The following is a 22,658-nucleotide window of genomic DNA, read 5'->3' on the forward strand; positions in this document are numbered from 1 at the left end:
TCTCTTGCCCTCCCATTACTTCTTTCCATCCATATAGTACCACAAAAATACATTATGCTCCTATATTCACAGTATAAAGCAGCAAATATATTGCTATTCATGTTTGCAAACGATAGAATTATGAACTTGTAGGGACTTTTTATTTTTAGAAGTGTTAACTTGGTTTTATTGCATTCAATAACGCTCTTTTCTTAAACAATATTGCTTTCGTATATCAAAACTTCATAACCATCCATTATTAGGTTAAGAATAAAATAAACATACGAGAAAAGATGCCCCAAAACTAAAACCAACGTTTGGATTTTTAACAGATACGAAAAGCAATAATATATATGAAAACAGTCTTCTATCAATAGGAAAATAAAAAAGAGAGGTATCACTGTTATGAAACCTGCTGAAATTCCATCTTCATTAATCATGATCTTTGGTGCAACTGGCGATTTAGCAAAGCGCAAACTTTTCCCCTCCCTTTATCATTTATATCGAAAAGGAAAGCTTGGCAACCATTTTGCCGTCATTGGAACAGCAAGACGCCAATGGACACATGAGGAATTAAAGGAAAATGTCAAAGATGCCGTTTTGACTTCAATCGGCAAAAGCGAAAATGTAGATGAATTTGTCTCTCATTTTTATTACCAAGCACATGATGTAACCAATAGTGAATCATACATAGAATTAAAAGAATTAGCGGACCAGCTTGATGAGCAATACTCATTAAATGGAAATAGAATTTTTTACTTAGCGATGGCTCCAGAATTCTTTGGCACAATTGCAGAACATTTAAAGACAGATGGTTTAAATAATACAAATGGATTTAAACGGTTAGTAATTGAAAAGCCATTCGGACATGACCTGGAATCTGCAAAAACATTGAATGCCCAAATTCGACAGGCTTTTAATGAAGAAGAGATTTATCGAATCGATCATTATCTCGGAAAGGCCATGGTACAAAACATAGAAGTGATTCGCTTTGCGAATGCATTGTTTGAGCCACTATGGAATAATCGCTATATCTCCAATATTCAAATTACATCGAGTGAAATTCTCGGTGTGGAGGAAAGGGCAAGATATTACGAAAAAAGCGGTGCATTGCGTGATATGGTTCAAAATCATATGCTGCAAATGGTAGCACTGCTTGCAATGGAACCGCCAATTAAGTTATCAACAGATGAAATTCGCAGTGAAAAGGTTCGTGTATTCCGTGCACTCCGCCCGATTGAAGGAGAAGAAGTGAAAGAATATTTTGTTCGTGGACAATATGGTGCAGGGCAAATTGAAGACCAAGATGTACCGAGCTACCGGGATGAATTAAATGTAGATCCAAGCTCCAATACCGAAACATTTGTAGCAGGAAAATTGATGATTGATAATTTTAGATGGGCTGGCGTCCCATTCTATATCCGAACAGGAAAAAGAATGGAAGCAAAGTCAACAAAGATTGTCATACAATTTAAAGATATCCCAATGAATCTGTATTATAGAACTGAGCAACAATTGGCACCAAATTTATTAGTCATTCATATTCAGCCTGAAGAAGGCATTACTCTGCATCTCAATGCTAAAAAATCCGGGCAGCATATGGAAACAACTCCAGTTAAATTAAACTTTTCTAATACAAGCACTCATGGAATTAATACACCAGAGGCATACGAAAAGCTTTTATATGATTGTTTACGAGGGGATGCCACAAATTTTGCTCACTGGGATGAAGTGGCATTATCCTGGAATTTCGTGGACAAAATTTCTGAAGTGTGGGAGCACAAGAAACAGGAAGAATTTCCAAACTACCCTTCCGGAACGATGGGACCAAAGAAAGCCGATGAACTTCTTGAAAAAGATGGTTACTTCTGGTGGCCTGTAACTGATTTGGAGATTGATAATTGTTAGAAAAGTGTAAGCGCCTTGCTAATCCGCTAGCCGATAGGCGCTAGTGAAAATTGAAGTGCCATTTTCACTCGGTGAAATTTGAAGTGCCATTTTCACTCGGTGAAATTTGAAGTGACATTTTCACTCGGTGAAATTTGAAGTGACAATTTCACTTGGAGCTAGACATAAACAACATTGGAAAAATAAATTTCTTAATGATCGAGAATTGACCTCATGAAATATCATGGGGTCTTTTTTTCACGAATTTGGAACGTATTTACCCATTAGCGATTATGTTGTATATTGAATAAAAAAATAGGAGGTAAGTTTGTTGAGAAACGGGCCTAGCCTTGATGATTATTTAGAAAAAGGCTTATACGGAGAAAAACAAATTAAGCCTGCTGAAAAAAAGAAGTATTTAGGAACATATAGAGAAAGGATTATTGTAGCATTAACAAAAAGTCAGGTAATGGAAAAGAGCGTTTATCCAGAAGTCGAGGATTTCATTAAAACGAATCCGGATGCCAACCTGTTAGTAAATGGTGATTTACTTTACTCAGCCATATCCAAATACCTTCAAATTGCCAAAAAGTACGGAAATAACTTTTCCATCGTCACCAATCATACGAATTCAACTAATATTGGTTTAGTACTGGCCCATAGTTATGCAATTGATAAGGAAAATATATATATTCAAAAAAGCAAAGCAATCCCGAAAAAAGAAAACAAAAAAAAGAGAGGATTGTGGTCCTCCCTTAAAGGTAGGATGAAGAAAAAACATTAAAATGGGATTGGATATTCCCTTTAAGATTAACTAGTGTTTTTTTCTTTTCAGAGAAACCCCTTTTGTTATGGCATCTTCCCCAAATTTGGAACGAAGCATCTCCATCACATTATAAAGGGGTTCTTTTTCTGCTGCTTTCTCATATGAAAATATATCCAATTGTTCAACGGCTTGATTCTGCTCTACCAAATCTTGCCCGGTTACTCCTAATAGCCTTACCGGGTTCCCATTCCAATGCTTAAGAAATAATTGTTTTGCAGCAGTTGAAATATCCTCGATTTTATTAATCGGATTTTGCAATTTTCGACTACGGGTAATTGTTTGCCGATTTTTATAACGGATGGTAATCGAAATATTGGTAGCATAATATTCTTTTTGCTTTAGCCTATAGGCGGTTTCTTTTGATAATTTTTCTAATTGCACCAGAAGCTCATGCTGATTACTCATATCTTTAGGTAATGTCAGCGAGCTGCCTACACTTTTAAATTCATTAGCCGAATCAGGGTCTACCTTCCTTTTATCATCGCCATTTGCCCTTTCCTTTAATTGCGTACCTCGAATGCCAAGAAGATGGCGTAAAGAAATATCGTTTGCCTTTGCTAAATCTCCTATTTTCTCAATCCCAGCTGCAACTAATTTATCAGCCGTTTTCTGGCCGATCCCATGCATTTCAATTAATGGTAACGGCCATAATTTTAGTGGGACATCTCTTTTTCGCAAAATAGTGATTCCCATAGGCTTCTTCATATCCGACGCCATCTTCGCCAGAAATTTATTTGGGGCAATCCCGATGCTGGACGGCAAATCTAGCTCATGAATTAATTGCTTTTGAATTTTACCGGCAATTTCTATAGGCGTTCCGTATTCCACACTCTCCGTAATATCTACATAACCCTCATCAATAGAAACAGGCTCAACCAGATTGGAATATTGCCTTAAAATCGCAAACATTGCAGCAGAAGCTTCTCGATAGCGATGAAAATTAGGCCGCATAATAATAAGATCGGGACATAACTTTTTTGCCTCCCACACTGACATGGTCGTTTTCACTCCGAATTTTCTTGCTTCATAGCTGCATGTAACGACAATACCCTTTCTTTCCTCGGGATTCCCGGCAATCGCCAACGGCTTCCCCTTAAGGGATGAATCATGGGCCATTTCTACAGCTGCAAAAAAACTATTCATATCAACATGCAGTATGACTCTTCCATTTTTAGGATAAAATTGGTTCATAATAGACACTTCCTAAAATAATGAGACACAATCACTATTACTGTACCTGCTCAGCATATTCCTTCATATAATCTTTGATTTCTTTTATTCCTTCTAAAGAAGATACTAATATATTAGGATCCACTATTGTTATTAATCTTTCATCCAAGTTGGCAACACTGGAAAAATACGCAGTTTTCTGATAGGCCATTAAACCTATTTGCTTTAAAGATTCATTTGGAATATCCAAAATCTCCTTAGCTTCCTTCACAAGTAATCCAATCGAAATTTCTTCCGTGTTAAGTACAATCATTCGAATTTCTTCGTCGTCTCCCACTGACCTTTGATAAAGAACCATTTCAAAATCAATAACAGGAATAAGCTCCCCTCTTGATTTTACAATCCCTTTTACAAATGATGGAAGATGGGGGATAGGAGTAATATTTTCATTCTTTTCTATGGATATTACATATTCCACCGGTATTCCGTATTCCTCATTCCCAACTAGAAAAATGACTGATTTACTGCTTTGTGACACAAATAATTCCTCCTAAAAGAGCAGACTTGAAAAAGTCTGCTCACTTTTTTAGAATATTCAAAAACTATAAATCCTATATTATATAGATTAACTATATGGCTAGTCATTGTCCAGCTACTGTGCCTATCGACTAGCGGACTTCCGGGTCTTTCTCCCTACGATAAGTCAACATCGATTCGTACCTCATCGTGTTTCCTTTATCTCAGTCGAAGCACCTACAATTGAAATTACATTTCAAATTTCACTCAGTAAAATTACATTTCAAATTTCAATAGTCCGTACGTCGATTAGCAAAGTGCTTTCGCTTTTTTATTCTCCCGCAACCTCTTGCACAATGGCAACAACCATTTCTGAAAGCTTCACTAATTCTTCAATTGGCATTCTTTCATTTGTTGTATGAATCTCTTCGTATCCAACAGCAAGGTTTACCGTAGGGATACCGAATCCAGCTATTACGTTAGCATCACTGCCGCCACCGCTTTGTTCCAATTTGCATTCACGGCCAATTTTTGCAGCGGCTTTTTTAGCTACTTCTACTACTTGGTCTCCATCAGAAAATTTAAAGCCCGGATACATGACCTGAACCTCAACCTCTGCCTTACCGCCCATTTCCCTAGCTGCCTCTTCAAAGGCTTCCTTCATTTTTGCCACTTGTGCCTCCATTTTTTCCGGAACTAGTGAACGTGCTTCTGCTAAAATATCCACACGGTCACATACGATATTAGTTGCCTGTCCACCCTCGAAACGGCCAATATTAGCTGTTGTTTCTTCATCGATTCTACCAAGGGGCATTTTGGATACTGCTTTTGCAGCAATAGAAATAGCGGAAATACCTTTTTCCGGTGCTACTCCTGCATGAGCTGTTTTTCCAAGTAAAACTGCTTTTATTTTAGCTTGAGTCGGTGCAGCAACCACAACGTTTCCAACCTTACCGTCGCTATCCAGTGCAAATCCATATTTTGCTTTTAACAGTGAAGGGTCTAACGCTTTTGCTCCGACTAGACCTGATTCTTCACCAACGGTAATAATAAATTGAATAGTACCATGTTCTATGCTTTGTTCTTTTAGAACACGAATGGATTCAAACATAGCAGCAAGACCTGCTTTATCATCAGCACCTAAAATAGTAGTACCGTCTGTTACAACATAACCATCCTTTATAGAAGGCTTTACCCCATTACCTGGAACTACGGTATCCATATGGGAAGTGAAATAAATAACATCTGCTGAAGACTTAGTACCTTCTAAAGTACAAATTAAATTTCCGGCACCATGTCCAGTTTGAGCTGTAGTATCATCCTCGTAAACATTTACTCCAAGGTCTTCAAATTTCTTTTTTAAAACCTTAGCAATTTCTGTTTCCTGCTTTGTTTCGGAATCGATTTGCACTAATTCAAGAAATTCATTTAATATACGCTCTTGATTAATCATTGTAGGACCTCCAACTATGTAATAAATAGATTTTCTATATAATGCAATAAGCATCAGATTATTATCATAATTAGTATATCGCTAATTTTCGACACGTACAAATATTCTTTACAGTATTCATAACGATTGCATTTATCCTGCAAAAACCATTATAAAGGAATATTTCCATGCTTTTTATATGGTCTGTCTTCTTGTTTATTCCGCAGCATTTCTAAAGCCTGCACGATCTTTATTCTCGTTTCACGAGGGTCAATCACATCATCTACCATTCCCCTTGAAGCAGCAATATATGGATTGGCAAATTTTTCACGGTATTCAGCGATTTTCTGTTTTCTAGTTTCCTCCGGATTATCACTATTTGCGATTTCTTTTGCAAAAATAATGTTTGCAGCTCCTTCTGGTCCCATAACGGCGATTTCTGCATTTGGCCACGCATATACAATATCTGCACCTATTGACTTACTGTTAAGTGCAACATATGCACCGCCATATGCCTTTCTCAAAATAATCGTTATTTTTGGTACAGTCGCCTCTGAATAAGCATAGAGAATTTTGGCACCGTGACGAATTATTCCACCGTGCTCCTGCTTAATTCCTGGAAAAAATCCGGTAACATCCTCGAAAGTGATGATGGGAATATTAAATGAATCGCAAAAACGAATAAATCTTGATGCCTTATCAGAGGAATCAATATCTAATCCACCTGCCATAAATTTAGGCTGATTGCAAACTAATCCAATTACTTCTCCCCGGACTCTTGCAAATCCTACCACGATATTTTTCGCAAATTCCTTGTGAACCTCAAAAAATGAGCCCTCATCCACAACCTGTTCAATTACTAAACGAACATCATATGGCCGTACGGCATCGAAAGGAATAACATCTGTTAAATCAGGTCTGTAATCATCGCTTTCCCACGAATGCTTTTCCGCCTTTTCTTTACTATTTTGGGGCAAATAGCTTAATAAGGTTCTTACCATTTGCAGTACTTCTTCCTCTGAACCTGCACGGAAATGGGCGTTTCCGCTAATTGTATTATGTACTTTCGAACCTCCCAGATCTTCAGAAGAAATCTTTTCTCCTGTAACGGTTTCAATCACCTTTGGACCGGTAATAAACATTTGACTTGTTTCATCGACCATGAATACAAAATCTGTAATAGCAGGAGAATAGACAGCACCACCTGCACACGGTCCCATTATGACAGAAATTTGTGGAATAACTCCAGAATAAATGGCATTTCGGTAAAATACATGTCCATATCCATCCAGTGATACTACCCCTTCTTGAATACGTGCACCACCTGAATCATTAAGACCAATAAATGGGGCACCATTTTGAGCTGCTAAGTCCATTACATTAGCAATTTTCTGGGCATGCATTTCCCCTAATGCACCGCCAAAAACGGTAAAATCCTGAGAAAATAAATAGATTGGACGCCCATTTACTTTAGCATATCCGGTCACTACGCCGTCTCCAGGTCCAGGTACATCCCCAAGACCAAAATCATGTCCTCTATGCTCAATAAATGCATTCAGCTCTACAAATGAACCGGGATCTACTAATAACTCAATTCTTTCTCTGGCAGTCAGTTTGCCTTTTTGATGTTGTTTTTCAATCTTATCATCGCCGCCGCCAAGTTCAATCTTTCGTTTCCGATCATACAAATCATTTATTTTTTCATAAATATCTGTCATCGTTCTTACCCCCTGATGTTTGTTAGATCCGTTTATTTCTGCGAGTTTTCTTTATCACAGAGTTCATATAATACTCCATGTCCCGATTTAGGATGCATAAAAGCAACCTTTGCCCCATGAGCACCGAGTTTTGGAACATCTTGAATCATCCGGATGCCGTTTTCCTTTAATTCCTGTATGCGTTCCTCAATATTATGAACTCCAAATGCAATGTGATGTATCCCTTGTCCTCTTGTCTCAAGAAATTTTGCAATGGCGCATGTTTCATTCATTGGTTCAAGCAGCTCTAATCTTATATTACCTGCATCAATAAATGCTACTCGAACATTTTCCGAAACAACCTCTTCCAATCCCAAACATTTGAGTGAAAGCGTTTCTGTATAAAAAGGTAATACTTCTTCAATGGAACGAACCGCTATACCAATATGATCAACATTTTTCATCATCTCGCTCATTTCCCCCTTGCTGCAACAATCTACTATATATACTTAAACAGCGAAAGTCGAAAATCCTGCTAGCCTATGAGATTTTCACTAAAACTACTTTTTTTGCTTGTAATAGCACTTGTCTGAATGAAAATTAACCACTAAAATATATATATTGAAAAGGATGAGCAAGGAGTGATATAGGTATGTCAAAAAAGACTCAAAAATTCGTTGTCTATTTGATGCTAATTGCCATGCTTGCCTCCACTATTTTAGTTGGATTAGCTTCGCTTTTATAAGGACAAATCCGATAGGAGCAAGTAGCTATACAAATAGAAAAAACCCGGGATTTCCCGGGTTTTACATTTCTTCGCAATATTTTTCAAAGGTTTCTTGCAATTTATTCACTACAGACATTGGATCATGACCTTCGATTTCATGTCTTTCCACCATTGTACAAAGTTTTCCGTCCTTTAGAAGTGCAAAAGACGGTGAAGATGGCGGATATCCTACAAAATAGCTACGAGCTTTTTCTGTTGCTTCTTTATCTTGGCCAGCAAATACTGTTACAAGATGATCTGGACGTTTATCATAATGTAAAGCATGTGCCGCTGCTGGGCGTGCAATCCCACCAGCACATCCGCATACAGAATTCACTAAAACAAGAGTAGTGCCTTTTTGGTTTAATGCCGAATCTACTTCTTCCACTGTTTTTAATTCTTTATAACCAGCACTAACTGCTTCGTCACGTGCTTGGCGAACAACATCATTCATAAATATATTAAAATCCATACCTAATATTCGCTTCCTTTCTATCGTAACTCCTATTAATAATAACAGGTTTTTCATCTGTTTTTCAAATTATCGAGATTAATTTCCCTCTAAATGTTTAAGATTTGTTTTAAAGGGTAATATATTAATACATCTAGATCCATACCCCTAAACTCCCTAGATGTTTTTTGGATAGCGTTAATACGCTATCCTTTTTTAATGGCTCTTTTCTACAATAAAATTTATATCTGTATACGAAAAACACCCACTTATGTGAAAACATCCTGTTAATCTATTAATTTATTTTCTTCTTGATACTTATGAAACAGATTATCCACTGCCTTCGCTACCGTAATTGTTTCCTGCATAACTGCATTCTGGATTATAGGAAGGTGCTTTTTTACGGAGGAATGCTGGAAAAAGGAATTTTCCAGTCGCTCTTGTATCATTGCAAACATCCACTCTTTTAACTGCGATCTACGGCGCTCCGTAAAAACACCGTTATTTTTGGTTATTTGAGAAAATCTATTTACTATTCTCCATATTTCAGGAATTCCATCACCATTTAATGCTGAACAGGTATATGCTTTTGTTTCCCACCCCTTTGTTGCCGGCATTAAAAAATGAAGAATTTGATTATACTCTCGCTTTGTTTTCTCTGCTAATTTTTTGTTTTCACCGTCCGCTTTATTAACGATAATAGCATCAGCAAGCTCCATTATACCTTTTTTCATGCCCTGAAGCTCGTCACCGGCACCTGTAATAGATAGGAGTAAGAAGAAATCAACCATTCCTCTTACCATTACTTCACTTTGACCAACTCCAACCGTTTCCACAATAATAATATCGTATCCAGCCGCTTCACATGCCGTAATAGATTCCCTTGTCTTTCGATGAACGCCTCCAAGTGTACCTGTAGACGGAGACGGTCTAATAAAAGCATTCGGGTGCTTTGCAAGCTTTTCCATCCTCGTTTTATCCCCTAATATACTGCCACCACTTACGGTCGAGCTAGGATCTACGGCGAGCACAGCTACTTTATGGCCTTGATCACATAAATAACATCCAAACTCTTCGATGAAAGTGCTTTTCCCTGCACCAGGTACTCCGGTTATACCAATTCGAATGGAGGAGCATACATTAGAAAGTAAAAAATTTAATAGATCCTGCGCCATTTCAAAATGCTGCTTTGCATTGCTTTCAATCAAGGTAATGGCTTTCGAAAGCATAATGCGGTCACCCGCCATTAATTTCCGTGCTATTTCTTCAATTGGTAGATTAGCAGCATTAACCTTTTGAAATTTCTTTTTTCCAGACGTTTTAAATCCATCATGTGTTGATTCAATTCCCGGCATATAGGATGTAGAAAATGCCGGATGGGATTCTGACCATTCTGGACGTTTTGGCTCCTTCATTATTCCGTCACTTCCTCATAGCCAAGGCGACGATATATTTCCTCAATAACCTTTTGAGCAGCAACAGGGATAACTGTTCCCGGACCAAAAATAGCGGAAGCTCCATTTTCTTTTAAGAAAGGATAGTCTTGCGCAGGAATAACTCCTCCAATTACCACAATAATATCTTCTCTTCCAATATTTTTTAATTCTTGAACTAACTCTGGCAATAACGTTTTGTGACCGGCAGCTAGCGAGCTTACCCCGATAACATGAACATCATTTTCTGCTGCTTGTCTGGCTGTTTCCTCCGGTGTTTGAAAAAGTGGTCCGATATCAACATCAAATCCTAAATCTGCAAAGGCAGTAGCGATAATTTTGGCACCACGGTCATGTCCATCCTGTCCCATCTTCGCAATTAATATACGCGGTCTTCTTCCTTCATTCTCCAGAAATTGCTTCGTCATTTCTACTACTTCCACTATTTCTTCATCATTTGAATAGTTCGAACCATAAACGCCAGAGATCGAACGGATTATTGCTTTATGTCTGCCTGAAGCCTTCTCAATAGCATCTGAAATCTCACCAAGAGAAGCACGTGCTCTTGCAGCAGCAACCGCCAATTCCAATAGATTTCCTTTTCCTGATTTTGCTGCTTCCGTTAACGCATCAAGTGAAAGTTGGACTTCCGATTCGTTTCGGGCTGCCTTTAGCTCTCGCAGCCTTTCGATTTGCTTTTGCCGAACGATGGCATTATCAATATTAAGGATATCAATCGGCTCTTCTTGTTCTAGACGGAAACGATTCACTCCAATAATCGTCTCTTTCTTTGAATCGATAAATGCTTGCCTTCTTGCAGCCGCTTCTTCAATTTTCATTTTCGGAAGACCTGTTTCAATTGCTTTTGTCATTCCTCCCAGACTTTCTATCTCCTCCATATGCTCCCAAGCCTTTTTCATTAATTCATCGGTAAGAGATTCTACGTAATAAGAACCTCCCCATGGATCAATCACATTCGTAATGCCTGTTTCTTCTTGTAAATAAAGCTGGGTATTTCGGGCAATTCTTGCTGAAAAATCAGTTGGTAAAGCAATCGCCTCATCTAAGGCATTTGTATGAAGGGATTGAGTATGCCCCATCGCTGCTGCATGTGCCTCGATCAGGGTTCTTATAACATTGTTATATGGATCCTGTTCCGTCAAACTCCACCCGGATGTTTGTGAATGTGTTCTTAATGCAAGTGACTTAGGGTTCTTGGGGTTAAATTGCTTCATTAATTGTGCCCAAATTCGTCTTGCAGCCCGCATTTTCGCCACTTCCATAAAATAATTCATCCCAATTGCCCAGAAGAAGGAAAGCCTTGGAGCAAACGAGTCAATATCGATTCCTGCCTTTAGACCGGTACGAACATATTCAAGTCCATCTGCAAGGGTATAAGCCAGCTCTATATCTGCAGGTGCTCCTGCTTCCTGCATATGATATCCGGATATGGAAATACTATTAAACTTCGGCATCTTTTTAGAGGTATATTCAAAAATATCGGCGATAATCTTCATGGACATCTCCGGAGGATAGATATAAGTATTGCGAACCATGTATTCTTTTAAAATATCATTTTGAATCGTGCCAGAAAGTTTATCCGGACTTACCCCCTGCTCCTCAGCAGTAACAATATAAAAAGCCATAATCGGTAATACGGCACCATTCATTGTCATTGACACTGACATTTGGTCTAATGGAATGCCATCAAATAAGATTTTCATATCTTCTATAGAATCAATAGCAACTCCGGCTTTTCCTACATCTCCTGTTACTCTTGGGTGATCTGAATCATAGCCGCGGTGTGTTGCTAAATCAAAGGCGACCGATAAACCTTTTTGTCCCATTGCCAAATTTCTGCGATAAAAGGCATTGCTTTCCTCTGCAGTAGAGAAACCTGCATATTGTCTAACCGTCCACGGACGATTTACATACATAGTGGGATACGGCCCTCTTGTAAAAGGCTCTAAGCCTGGCAGGTCACGGAGATGCGAAAATCCTTTTGTATCTTCTCGCGTATACAATGGTTTAATGTTTATTTTTTCATTAGTAGTATAGCTAGTACGGATAGGCTCATTCTTTGCTTGAATTTTCTTATTTGCCTCCGCTCCGTGATCTAAAATATTGCCAGGATGGATGTTTTGAAAATTTGGCTTCATAAATGAATTACACCTCCCATAAATACAATAATGATGTTAATTTTTCTACCATGTTCTGTTGTAAATGAATCGTATCTGATATACCACTATTACGAAAGTTCTCCATTTTATCATCAGTAAGTTTGCCAGCAATCTCAACTCGGACAGAAGGATATTGTTCCATCATCCATTCCCCGATTTGACTACCATACTGTTCGTACATTTCATCGGTTCCACAAAAGCAATAGTAAGGAAGATTACTTTCTTGTATATAATTTTTAACATCCTCTATGCTTTTGCAAGCAGTACTCCAATTCGCTTTTATTCCAGCAGTAGCCAATACTCCTGTAACAAAATCTGCTCTTGGTTTATGCTCTTTTAAGTTTCCGAGGCAGATTAGTCCAGCGCATAATATAATCCCCTTTTTCTCCAAATCAAAAGCTCGTTCCCGTAGCTTTTCATATGCCTGCGCTATCCTGACTGGATAAATAGGGGTAATATCCATGGCTTCCTTAACGTGGTTGGAGTGGACAAATAATAACTTTTCACTAGGGTTTGCATACACATTCGTGCCAATAATTGATTGTTTCCTTGTTTCCATATCTAGCAGTCTAGCATTCAAGACTTGATTTATTTCACTTTGCAACCAGCCTGTTCTTAATACCTCTATTATTCCTCCAATAGAGTCAATTTTTTGGAATAACTCCCAAGCCTTTTCTATTAATTCGTTTGTTAAGGACTCTACATAATAGGAGCCTCCTGCTGGGTCTACTGCAGAATTTAAATGCGCTTCCTCTTTTAAAATTAACTGTGTATTACGAGCTATTCGTGCAGAAAAATCGTCGTTTTCTTGGAACACCTGATCAAATGGTGTTACATGTAAGTATTCCACTCCACCCAAAATTGCAGCAAATGCCTCATTTCCCGCACGGAGCATATTTACGTAGGGATCTATTACAGATTTTGTAAAAGCGGATGTTTCCGCACTTACTGTTACTGATTCAATGTCAGAAAGGTCATATGCTTTTTCAATTGTAGTAAATACAGCACGGAAAGCTCTTAACTTTGCTATTTCCATAAAAAAGTTACCGCCGATGCCAAAATGGAACACTAGCTTTTGTATTGTTTGCTCCGGATTCCAACCGTGGTTCTTCATATGCTCAATATAAAAAACTGCTTCTGACAATGCAATTGCTAGTTCTTGAACAGCATTTGCACCACCGTTATGATATGGTGTTACGTCTATTAATATCGTTTTTATATTTGGCAATGATTGTTTTGCCTGCAATATTTGCAAACTCCAATTTTCTAATAAATATGAATCATCTGCATTAATTTTTCCCTGATTCAATTTAGATGAGATTAAGTCTGTAGCAATTACGCCAGTGGTTTCAGTTTGCCCACCTTTTAATACCTTCTCTATTAGAGTCTGAAAATGCTCTGTTGTTCGTAAAAACATAGGAGTATTTTTAAATTCGGAAAAATCCACTTCCACCATATTGTTTAAATAATCAACATCAAATGAAAGGCAATCTTGGCCGCTTGCAAGTGCATTCTTTAACAGTGCTTTTACCTCAGACCAATCTCGTTTTTTAATGTTCTGTGCCATTCTCCATGGCTTAAGTTGATTGCTAATAGCATTATAACCACGTATTCGAAGGTGAGTACCCGGATCTTGATCTATGTGTATAAATTCTAAGTCTTCCTTTACATATAAAGGTTTCAATGTAATACCCTCATATGTTTTTGTCATAAGGGAATCCATTGGTTTGTTTTTCAAAGTACCTTTTGCTAATACAGTCCAATCATCTATTGTATAGGATGAAAAGGATTGCTTTTTTAATTCTGTATAATTTGTTTTCAAAATAGAGTGCCTCCTTTTACAGGATATGTAACCGATTCCAATTGTACGAAAATAAAATACAGTTAGAAAATATCTAATATTATTTTAGTATAAAAACGAAAAGGATTCCATATTTTCAAAGAATACTAGGAATAAAAAAAATATATATAAAGGGGATGACCGAAAAGTGGTTTTTCAGCATGATAACACAGGCACGTTCTGGTGCTGAATGTGACCGCTTCTTCGTTATTTTCGCGCTTGCAGTCATGCTAGGATGGATGAATTGTTTGAAACCATCATTCTGTAATTCAAAACAAGGAGCCTAACCAACTCCTTGAATATAAAAGCAGGTGGAGAAAAAAGATTTGTTTTTCTCCACCTGCTTTATTTTAAGGACTTATCGGGCAGCCCCTATGTTCTTAATAGTTCTTAATAAACAGAAGTATTTTCTTTTGTTGTATTTTCCAAAATGGCTTTCACTCTTTGCAAGAAGCGTCCGCATATTAAACCATCCAGCACTCTGTGGTCAAGGGACATACAAAGATTCACCATATCTCTTACAGCAATCATTCCATTATTCATCACAACTGGACGTTTTATAATGGACTCTACTTGAAGAATCGCTGCCTGAGGATAATTAATTATCCCCATGGACTGAACGGAGCCAAAGGAGCCTGTATTGTTTACTGTAAACGTTCCGCCTTGCATATCATCTGATTTTAATGTGCCTGTGCGAACCTTATTAGCCAAATCAAATATTTCGCGAGCAATGCCCTTAATCGACTTATCATCAGCATTCTTAATTACTGGGACAAATAATGCATCATCTGTTGCTACGGCGATGGAGATATTAATATCTTTCTTTTGAATGATTTTATCTCCAGCCCACATAGAATTAATTTGTGGGAATTCTTTTAGCGCTTGTGCTACCGCTTTTACGAAGAATGCGAAATATGTGATATTAAATCCTTCACGCTTCTTAAATTCATTCTTTATAGAGTCGCGATATTCAACAAGATTGGTTACATCTACCTCCATCATTGTCCAAGCATGAGGTGCTTCATGCTTGCTGCGAAGCATATTCGCAGCAATTGCTTTTCTGACTCCGGTAACCGGAATTTCAATATCTCCAGGTATAACCGGTATAGTAGAAGCAGGCGTGGATGGTGCTGGTTTTGCCGTTTGAGCTGCTTGTGCTTGATTCATAGCTGCAGGCTGTTCAGCTCTGACGTCATTTGCAGAAGGAATGGATCCTGATTCGATTATCTTTAATAGATCTTTTCGTGTAATTCGTCCTTCCTTACCAGTACCTGTTACCTGTGTTAGATCAATATTATGCTCTTGAGATAACTTCAAGACCGCTGGGGAATAACGAACCTTCCCTGTGCTGTCATTTGATTTTTTTGCCTCCGGTGCAGAAGTTTGCTCTATAGATGGTGTTTCAGCTGCAGCAGTGCTAGTGCTGTCCCCACCTTCAACCTCCATTGTACAAATGACCTCTCCAACCGCAAGAGTATCACCTTCAGCAGCAATGATTTCTTTAACAACCCCAGTAAAAGAAGAAGGTACTTCTGCATTTACTTTATCTGTCATAACCTCTGCAAGCGGGTCATATTTATTTACTTTATCTCCAGGAGAAACCAGCCATTTGCTAATAGTACCTTCCGTTACGCTTTCCCCTAATTGAGGCATTGTAATATTTTCAATTGCCATAATCACGACCTCCTTCTATTAAAATTCAGCAAGTTCTCGCATCGCTTTTTCAACTTTATCTGGATTTACCATAAAGTATTTCTCCATTGTAGGAGCATATGGCATTGCAGGAACGTCTGGACCAGCAAGACGCATAATAGGCGCATCCAAGTCAAATAAACAGTTTTCTGCGATGATAGCAGAAACCTCACTCATAATGCTTCCTTCTTTATTATCTTCAGTTAAAAGTAGTACTTTTCCTGTTTTGGAAGCTGCTTCGATAATAGCTTCTTTATCTAATGGATAAACAGTTCTTAAATCAAGAATATGTGCCTGAATTCCGTCCTGAGCTAAGCGTTCAGCTGCTTGAAGTGCGAAATGTACACAAAGTCCATATGTAATCACTGTAAGATCTTCACCTTCACGCTTTACATCCGCTTTTCCAATTGGCAATACGTAATCATCTTCAGGGACTTCCCCTTTAATAAGGCGATATGCACGTTTATGCTCAAAGAAAAGAACAGGATCATCATCACGAATAGCTGCTTTTAATAAGCCCTTTACATCATAAGGAGTTGAAGGCATTACAATTTTTAATCCTGGTTGGTTTGCAAACACCGCTTCAACAGACTGTGAGTGGTATAGAGCGCCATGAACGCCACCGCCATAAGGTGCACGAACAACAATAGGGCAGGTCCAATCATTATTGGAACGATATCGAATTTTTGCAGCTTCTGATATAATTTGGTTTACTGCAGGCATGATAAAATCTGCAAACTGCATCTCGGCAATTGGTCTCATTCCGTACATAGCAGCACCAATACCAACCCCAGCAATTGCGGATTCTGCTAGAGGTGTATCAAGTACACGATCCTCTCCAAATTGTTCATACAAACCATTCGTTGCTTTAAAAACCCCGCCTTTTCTTCCTACATCCTCACCTAATACAAAAACTTTTGAATCGCGTTCCATTTCCTCGCGAATTGCCATTGTTACAGCGTCAATATATGAAATAACCGGCATAGCTTTTCCCTCCTGTTCTACTTCTTATTTCTCTTGTGCATATACGAATTGCATAGCAGTTTCCGGATCTGCATAAGGAGCATTTTCCGCATAATCTGTTGCTTCATTTACGATTTTCATGATACGATCATTAATTTCTTTTTCCGTCTCTTCATTCAAAACGCCAACTTCTTTTAAGTAGTTAGCAAATGTAATAATAGAATCTTTTTCCTTAGCTGCTTCCACTTCTTCTCTTGAACGATATGCACGATCATCATCATCCGATGAATGAGCAGTAAGTCGATAAGAGACCGTTTCGATTAATGTAGGCCCTTCTCCTCTTCTTCCACGATCTGCAGCTTCTTTAACCGCTTTGTACACTTCAAGCGGATCATTGCCATCAACCGTAAAACCTGGCATTCCATAGCCAATAGCACGGTCGGAAACTTTTTCACAAGCTAACTGCTTTTCTATTGGAACAGATATTGCATATTTATTATTTTCACACATGAAAATTACTGGTAATTTGTGAACTCCGGCAAAGTTGGCACCTTCATGAAAATCCCCTTGGTTGGATGAACCTTCACCAAATGTAACAAAGGTAACAAGATCCTTATTTTCCATTTTGCCTGCAAGTGCTATTCCTACTGCATGAGGAACTTGTGTAGTTACCGGTGATGAACCAGTTACAATCCGATTCTTCTTTTGTCCAAAGTGGCCAGGCATTTGGCGGCCTCCAGAATTTGGATCCTCAGCCTTCGCAAAGCCAGAAAGCATTACCTCTGTTGGTGTCATTCCGAAGGCCAAAACCACGCCCAGATCACGGTAATAAGGCAATACATAGTCTTTATCCCTGTCAAGCGCAAATGCTGCTCCTACCTGTGCAGCCTCTTGTCCTTGACATGAAATAACAAAAGGTATCTTTCCAGAACGATTTAATAACCACATACGCTCATCAATCCGTCTAGCCATAAGCATTGTTTCATACATTTTCAAAACGGTTTCATCACTAATTCCAAGTGCTTGATGACGATTCTCCACCATTTTACTACCTCCTATATAAAAATTTATTATTATTATCCATGTATTGCTTTTCCATCCACTGCTAATGCTGCCTCACCAATCGCTTCGCTTAATGTTGGATGTGGATGAATAGTATGGGCAATTTCCCAAGGTGTTGCATCGAGTACTCGAGCAAGACCTGCTTCTGAGATCATATCAGTTACATGTGGCCCAATCATATGTACTCCTAAAACATCATTTGTATCTTTGTCGGCAACAATTTTTACAAATCCATCTGATTCACCATATACAAGTGCTTTCCCAATAGCTCTAAAAGAGAATTTGCCTACCTTCACATTATAGCCTTTTTCCTTCGCTTCCTCTTCTGTATATCCTACACTAGCCATTTCTGGGTTACTGTAAATACATTTTGAAATAAGCGAATAGTCAATAGGAGACGGATTTTGTCCGGCAATATGTTCTACAGCTGTTATTCCCTCATGTGATGCAACATGTGCCAGCTGAAGACCGCCAATTACATCTCCAATTGCATAGATATGGGATTCCTTTGTTTGATAAAATTTATTCACTTGGAGGAATCCTTTTTCAATTATTATATCTGTATTTTGCAGACCGATATTTTCAGTATTTGCTGCGCGTCCTACTGAAACAAGAATTTTTTCCCCACTGAATTCTTTTTGTTCTCCATTTATTTCAGCATTTATGGATACGTTTCCATTTCCTTTTTTCAATGTTTCCGAAAGAACCTTAGCGCTTGTAACTATGTTAACGCCTTTCTTCTTCATAATTCTTTGTATTTCTTTGGAAATATCTTTATCCTCTGTAGGAACAATGCGATCCGCATATTCAATTACGGTAACTTCTACTCCAAAGTCTGAAAGCATGGAAGCCCATTCTATTCCGATAACTCCACCGCCAACAATGATAATGGATTTTGGAAGGGATTCCAGTTCCAAAGCCTCATCTGATGAAAGAACGTATTCACCGTCAATATCTAGTCCCGGAAGTGATCTTGGTCTAGAGCCAGTTGCTATAATAACGTTCTTTGGAACTAGCATTTCATTTTCTTCGCCAGTCTTCAATTCTACTGATATTGTTCCAGGCATTGGAGAAAATATAGAAGGACCTAATATCGTACCTTTTCCTTCAAATACATCTATTTTTCCTTGTTTCATAAGATGTTGAACTCCCTTATGTAAGGTTTCAACAATACCATTCTTTCTTTCTTGAACACGATTAAAATTTAAGGAAACATCGGTGGCGATAACACCAAACTCTTCTCCCTTTTTCGCTGTAGCATATACTTCTGCACTTCTTAATAATGCTTTACTCGGAATACATCCGCGATGAAGGCATGTACCGCCAAGTTTTCCTTTTTCCACAATCGCCGTTTTTAAGCCAAGCTGAGAAGCTCGAATTGCAGCAACATAACCACCGGTTCCGCCGCCTAATATGACCAAATCATATTCTCTTGCCAAAATGTAGTCCTCCTTTTATAGGTTATTCCATATTTCCTGGATATTGTTTCGCTACTTCTTCTCCATTGAGAACTCGGAGAGCACCTTCTGCTAAAGCCTGCAGTTCATTCTCTCCAGGATGAATAACAACATCAGCTATCCAACTCACATACTCGCTAATTTCTTGAACAAAGGATTTGCCGTAAGCTAATCCGCCTGTCAACACAATTGCATCAATTTTACCCCTAAGTACGGCACTGGCAGAACCAATTTCCTTCGCAACCTGATATGCCATTGCATCATAGATTAGCTTAGCATACTCGTCCCCCGCTGCAATCATTTCTTCCACTTTCACAGCATCATTGGTTCCTAAATAACCGACAAGACCGCCTTGTCCAACTAATTTCTTTGTAATTTCATTACGATAAAATTCTCCAGAATAACAAAGATCGATTAGATCACCCGCGGGTACTGTACCGGCTCTTTCAGGACTCAACGGTCCTTCACCATGCAATCCGTTATTAACGTCGATTACTCTCCCCTTTTTGTGAGCCCCGATTGTTATTCCGCCGCCCATATGAACAACTATTAAATTCAATTCCTCATAACTTTTTCCTAGCTGTTTAGCAACTTTTCTTGCGACTGATTTTTGATTTAATGCATGAAAAATACTCTTTCTTTCAATAAGAGCAAATCCTGAAATTCTAGCAAGCGGTTCTAATTCATCGACAACCACAGGATCTACTATATAGGATGGAATATTTAATCCTTTTGCAATTTCATAAGCAATGATTCCACCTAAATTTGAAGCATGCTGCCCGGAGAAACCGATCCGTAAATCTTCCAGCATTGCATTATTAACGGAGTATGTGCCACCTTCAATTGGGCGTAGCAAGCCTCCCCGTCCACAAACTGCATGAAGCTTAGAAATATTGATTCCTTCTTCATCCAAAGCTTCTAGAATAGTTCGCTTGCGAAATTCATATTGATCTATGACATTTTCAAATTGTTGAATCTCACTTGTTTCATGTCTAATTGTTTTTTCTAAAATAGAATTCTCATTATCAAAAATACCGATTTTGGTCGATGTAGACCCTGGATTAATAACAAGGATTCTGAAGTTGGTACCTGACAATGCTGCTACCTCCATTTGCTGTCCAAAAAAGGCTCTAAACTACTTGATACGTGCAATAAAACGCCGCACTAATAGCGGGAGAAAAGGCCGCAAGCAGGAGCGGCCTAAACCACAGGTAAAAAGCTAGAAGTGAGGCGTTTTAATACTAAAGATTATGCACGATTACTTAAGATGTGGCGATTATTTAATAAGAATTGACTTCTGGATTTAGATACTTTTGCAATTCTTTCTTCTGCCATACGGTCTGCTGCAACATAAGTCGGGATACCATCACGCTTCGAAATTTCAATTATTTTTTCTATGCTGTTATATATACCCTCAACCTTTTTCATTGCACGGTCACGATTATATCCATATAGTTCATCTGCAACATTTATAACTCCACCTGCATTAATAACAAAATCTGGAGCATAAACAATTCCCATTTCATGGATTTGATCACCATGACGGGTTTCTCTTAATTGATTATTTGCAGATCCAGCAATGACTTTAGCCTTTAATTGTGGAATAGTATCATCATTAATGATAGCTCCAAGTGCACAAGGTGCAAAAATATCGCATTCTACTCCATAAATTTCATTAGGGTCAACCGCTTTTGCTCCGAATTGTTCAACAGCTCTCATAACAGCTTCTTTATTAATATCTGTAACAATTAATTTTGCACCTTCTTCATGCAGGTAACGGCACATTTCGAAAGCTACATTTCCGACACCTTGCACAGCAACTGTAAGGCCTTCTAATGAATCTGAACCAAACGCTTCTTTAGCAGCAGCCTTCATTCCAACATAACAGCCATATGCTGTAACTGGTGAGGGGTTACCTGAAGAACCGAATGCAGGTGAAATACCGGTAACAAAATTTGTTTCTTCATGGATTAGATCCATATCTGCTACAGTTGTACCTACGTCCTCAGCAGTAATATATCGACCGTTTAATCCTTGAATAAAGCGACCGAAAGCACGGAACATTTCTTCACTTTTATCCTTTTTAGGATCTCCGATAATAACTGTTTTTCCTCCGCCAAGGTTTAAACCGGCAGCTGCATTTTTATATGTCATACCACGAGCAAGACGAAGTGCATCCTCAATCGCTGCATCCTCAGACTCATAAGTCCACATTCTCGTACCGCCTAAAGCTGGCCCAAGTGTTGTATCATGAATCGCAATAATTGCTTTTAATCCTGATTGTTCGTCTTGGCAAAATAAAAGTTGTTCATAATCGTATTTTCCCATGTATTCAAAAATTTTCATCATTCATTCCCCATTTCATCATATTTTAGTTGAACAAATAGCCAACGCAAGAGAATATAGCTTACTTTTTGCACTATCAGATCGGGAAGTTAATACTATCGGGGCGGCAGCTCCTGCAATCATTGCGCCCACTTGTGCATTTGCAAAATAAATCATCGATTTATATAATGCGTTCCCGGTTTCAATATTTGGAACAAGCAGAATGTCGGCAGAACCCGCAACCTCATTTTCTACCTTCTTATGTTTTGCTGCTTCCTTTGATACAGCAATATCAAGAGCCAAAGGTCCTTCTATAATACATCCGCTTATTTCCCCGTTTCTATTCTTTTCCTTCAATGCCGCTGCATCAATTGTCGCCTGCATACTCGGATTCAATACCTCCACTGCAGCAAGTGCAGCAACTTTTGGATATTCAATACCAATAGATTGTGCAAGCTGAACAGCATTTTGAACTATTTGTTCTTTTTGCTCTAGAGTAGGCGCTATGTTCATAGCTGCATCTGTTAGTAGAAAGAAACGATCATAGTTTGGCACTTCAAAAACAGCAACATGTGACAAAACTTTACCTGCTCTTAAACCATAATCCTTATTTAAAACTTCCTTTAATATGGTCGATGTTGCAACATTACCTTTCATCAAAACAGTTGCTTCATGATTTTTGACTGCCTTAACTGCAAGTGAACATGCCTCAACTGGAGAACTTACATTTTTAATATAAATATCAGTATTCTCCAAAAGACGCGGTGCATGCTTTCTTAATAATAAATGAATTTGTTCAGAATCACCAAATAAAATAAATTTTGCTAATTTCTTTTCGACAGCTATGGATACGGCTTCTAGTACCTCAGTATCCTCTGCAACTGCTACTGCTACTGTGGCATTATTCATTCGGGTTGCCATATTTACTATAAGGTCTAAATCCATTCTCGTTGCTTCAACCCCTTTATCCCCATTTATCAAC

Annotated in this window: 20 protein-coding genes and 1 pseudogene; 4 read left to right on the forward strand and 17 right to left on the reverse strand. The window is 38.4% G+C overall.

What is annotated here, in order from left to right; translation table 11 throughout:
- The first annotated feature begins 384 nt into the window (after nucleotides 1-384).
- Both zwf and KHA87_RS08845 read left to right on the forward strand, forming a co-directional pair.
- Nucleotides 385-1,887 (forward strand): glucose-6-phosphate dehydrogenase, encoded by a 1,503-nt coding sequence (gene zwf, locus KHA87_RS08840; RefSeq protein WP_213093705.1) that lies wholly within the window; start codon nucleotides 385-387, stop codon nucleotides 1,885-1,887.
- Nucleotides 1,888-2,197: 310 nt separating this feature from the next.
- Nucleotides 2,198-2,650, forward strand: coding sequence for a YueI family protein (locus KHA87_RS08845; protein ID WP_213093706.1), 453 nt, complete (start codon nucleotides 2,198-2,200; stop codon nucleotides 2,648-2,650).
- A 30-nt stretch (nucleotides 2,651-2,680) separates the two neighbouring features.
- Here KHA87_RS08845 and KHA87_RS08850 read toward each other — a convergent pair whose 3' ends face one another.
- The 5 genes from KHA87_RS08850 to mce form a co-directional block, all read right to left on the reverse strand.
- Entirely contained in the window at nucleotides 2,681-3,883 is a 1,203-nt protein-coding gene (locus tag KHA87_RS08850) for a DNA polymerase IV (protein WP_213093707.1), read from the reverse strand.
- A gap of 37 nt (nucleotides 3,884-3,920) precedes the next feature.
- Nucleotides 3,921-4,400 (reverse strand): chemotaxis protein CheW, encoded by a 480-nt coding sequence (locus KHA87_RS08855; RefSeq protein WP_213093708.1) that lies wholly within the window; start codon nucleotides 4,398-4,400, stop codon nucleotides 3,921-3,923.
- A gap of 309 nt (nucleotides 4,401-4,709) precedes the next feature.
- Nucleotides 4,710-5,831 (reverse strand): tripeptidase T, encoded by a 1,122-nt coding sequence (locus KHA87_RS08860; RefSeq protein ID WP_213093709.1) that lies wholly within the window; start codon nucleotides 5,829-5,831, stop codon nucleotides 4,710-4,712.
- A 149-nt stretch (nucleotides 5,832-5,980) separates the two neighbouring features.
- Nucleotides 5,981-7,528: an acyl-CoA carboxylase subunit beta gene (locus KHA87_RS08865; RefSeq protein WP_213093710.1), complete on the reverse strand. Its 1,548-nt coding sequence runs from the start codon at nucleotides 7,526-7,528 to the stop codon at nucleotides 5,981-5,983.
- A 32-nt stretch (nucleotides 7,529-7,560) separates the two neighbouring features.
- Nucleotides 7,561-7,971, reverse strand: coding sequence for a methylmalonyl-CoA epimerase (gene mce / locus KHA87_RS08870; RefSeq protein WP_213094289.1), 411 nt, complete (start codon nucleotides 7,969-7,971; stop codon nucleotides 7,561-7,563).
- Nucleotides 7,972-8,159: 188 nt separating this feature from the next.
- Between mce and prli42 the strand changes: the two genes are divergently transcribed.
- Nucleotides 8,160-8,252, forward strand: a complete 93-nt coding sequence (gene prli42, locus KHA87_RS08875; protein ID WP_213093711.1) for a stressosome-associated protein Prli42 — start codon at nucleotides 8,160-8,162, stop codon at nucleotides 8,250-8,252.
- Nucleotides 8,253-8,313: 61 nt separating this feature from the next.
- On the opposite strand, the gene KHA87_RS08880 is transcribed toward prli42, so the two are convergent.
- The 4 genes from KHA87_RS08880 to KHA87_RS08895 form a co-directional block, all read right to left on the reverse strand.
- A complete protein-coding gene (locus KHA87_RS08880) occupies nucleotides 8,314-8,802 on the reverse strand; it encodes a BrxA/BrxB family bacilliredoxin (protein WP_283249424.1) in 489 nt (162 codons plus the stop codon).
- 209 nt (nucleotides 8,803-9,011) lie between these two features.
- Nucleotides 9,012-10,139 carry a methylmalonyl Co-A mutase-associated GTPase MeaB gene (meaB, locus tag KHA87_RS08885; RefSeq protein ID WP_213093713.1) on the reverse strand — a complete coding sequence of 376 codons (1,128 nt, stop codon included), beginning with the start codon at nucleotides 10,137-10,139 and terminating at the stop codon, nucleotides 9,012-9,014.
- Entirely contained in the window at nucleotides 10,139-12,316 is a 2,178-nt protein-coding gene (gene scpA / locus KHA87_RS08890) for a methylmalonyl-CoA mutase (protein WP_213093714.1), read from the reverse strand. The genes meaB and scpA overlap by 1 nt, the downstream gene beginning before the upstream one ends.
- A gap of 7 nt (nucleotides 12,317-12,323) precedes the next feature.
- Complete coding sequence (locus KHA87_RS08895) at nucleotides 12,324-14,159, reverse strand: methylmalonyl-CoA mutase family protein (RefSeq protein ID WP_213093715.1); 1,836 nt, start codon at nucleotides 14,157-14,159, stop codon at nucleotides 12,324-12,326.
- 179 nt (nucleotides 14,160-14,338) lie between these two features.
- On the opposite strand from KHA87_RS08895, the gene KHA87_RS22405 reads away from it, so the two are divergent.
- Nucleotides 14,339-14,464 (forward strand): hypothetical protein, encoded by a 126-nt coding sequence (locus tag KHA87_RS22405; RefSeq protein ID WP_283249425.1) that lies wholly within the window; start codon nucleotides 14,339-14,341, stop codon nucleotides 14,462-14,464.
- A gap of 103 nt (nucleotides 14,465-14,567) precedes the next feature.
- Here the strand turns inward: KHA87_RS22405 and KHA87_RS22600 are convergent, their stop codons facing one another.
- The 8 genes and pseudogenes from KHA87_RS22600 to yqiS all read right to left on the reverse strand — a co-directional run bounded on the left by KHA87_RS22600 (nucleotide 14,568) and on the right by yqiS (nucleotide 22,621).
- Entirely contained in the window at nucleotides 14,568-15,344 is a 777-nt protein-coding gene (locus tag KHA87_RS22600) for a dihydrolipoamide acetyltransferase family protein (RefSeq protein ID WP_481748355.1), read from the reverse strand.
- A gap of 35 nt (nucleotides 15,345-15,379) precedes the next feature.
- A pseudogene (locus tag KHA87_RS22605) lies at nucleotides 15,380-15,851 on the reverse strand (biotin/lipoyl-containing protein); the annotation flags it as partial.
- An 18-nt stretch (nucleotides 15,852-15,869) separates the two neighbouring features.
- Entirely contained in the window at nucleotides 15,870-16,853 is a 984-nt protein-coding gene (locus tag KHA87_RS08905; RefSeq protein WP_213093717.1) for an alpha-ketoacid dehydrogenase subunit beta, read from the reverse strand.
- Nucleotides 16,854-16,877: 24 nt separating this feature from the next.
- A complete protein-coding gene (locus KHA87_RS08910) occupies nucleotides 16,878-17,876 on the reverse strand; it encodes a thiamine pyrophosphate-dependent dehydrogenase E1 component subunit alpha (protein ID WP_213093718.1) in 999 nt (332 codons plus the stop codon).
- A gap of 32 nt (nucleotides 17,877-17,908) precedes the next feature.
- Nucleotides 17,909-19,333 (reverse strand): dihydrolipoyl dehydrogenase, encoded by a 1,425-nt coding sequence (lpdA, locus tag KHA87_RS08915; RefSeq protein ID WP_213093719.1) that lies wholly within the window; start codon nucleotides 19,331-19,333, stop codon nucleotides 17,909-17,911.
- A gap of 22 nt (nucleotides 19,334-19,355) precedes the next feature.
- On the reverse strand, nucleotides 19,356-20,462 hold the full coding sequence (buk, locus tag KHA87_RS08920; RefSeq protein WP_213093720.1) for a butyrate kinase: 1,107 nt from the start codon (nucleotides 20,460-20,462) through the stop codon (nucleotides 19,356-19,358).
- Between the two features lie 137 nt (nucleotides 20,463-20,599).
- Entirely contained in the window at nucleotides 20,600-21,697 is a 1,098-nt protein-coding gene (gene bcd / locus KHA87_RS08925) for a branched-chain amino acid dehydrogenase (RefSeq protein ID WP_213093721.1), read from the reverse strand.
- An 18-nt stretch (nucleotides 21,698-21,715) separates the two neighbouring features.
- Nucleotides 21,716-22,621 (reverse strand): phosphate butyryltransferase, encoded by a 906-nt coding sequence (gene yqiS / locus KHA87_RS08930; RefSeq protein ID WP_213094290.1) that lies wholly within the window; start codon nucleotides 22,619-22,621, stop codon nucleotides 21,716-21,718.
- Between the last annotated feature and the right edge of the window lie 37 nt (nucleotides 22,622-22,658).

This window comes from Bacillus sp. FJAT-49736 (assembly GCF_018343615.1).
In the GTDB taxonomy this organism is placed as follows: Bacteria; Bacillota; Bacilli; order Bacillales; family Bacillaceae_C; genus Margalitia.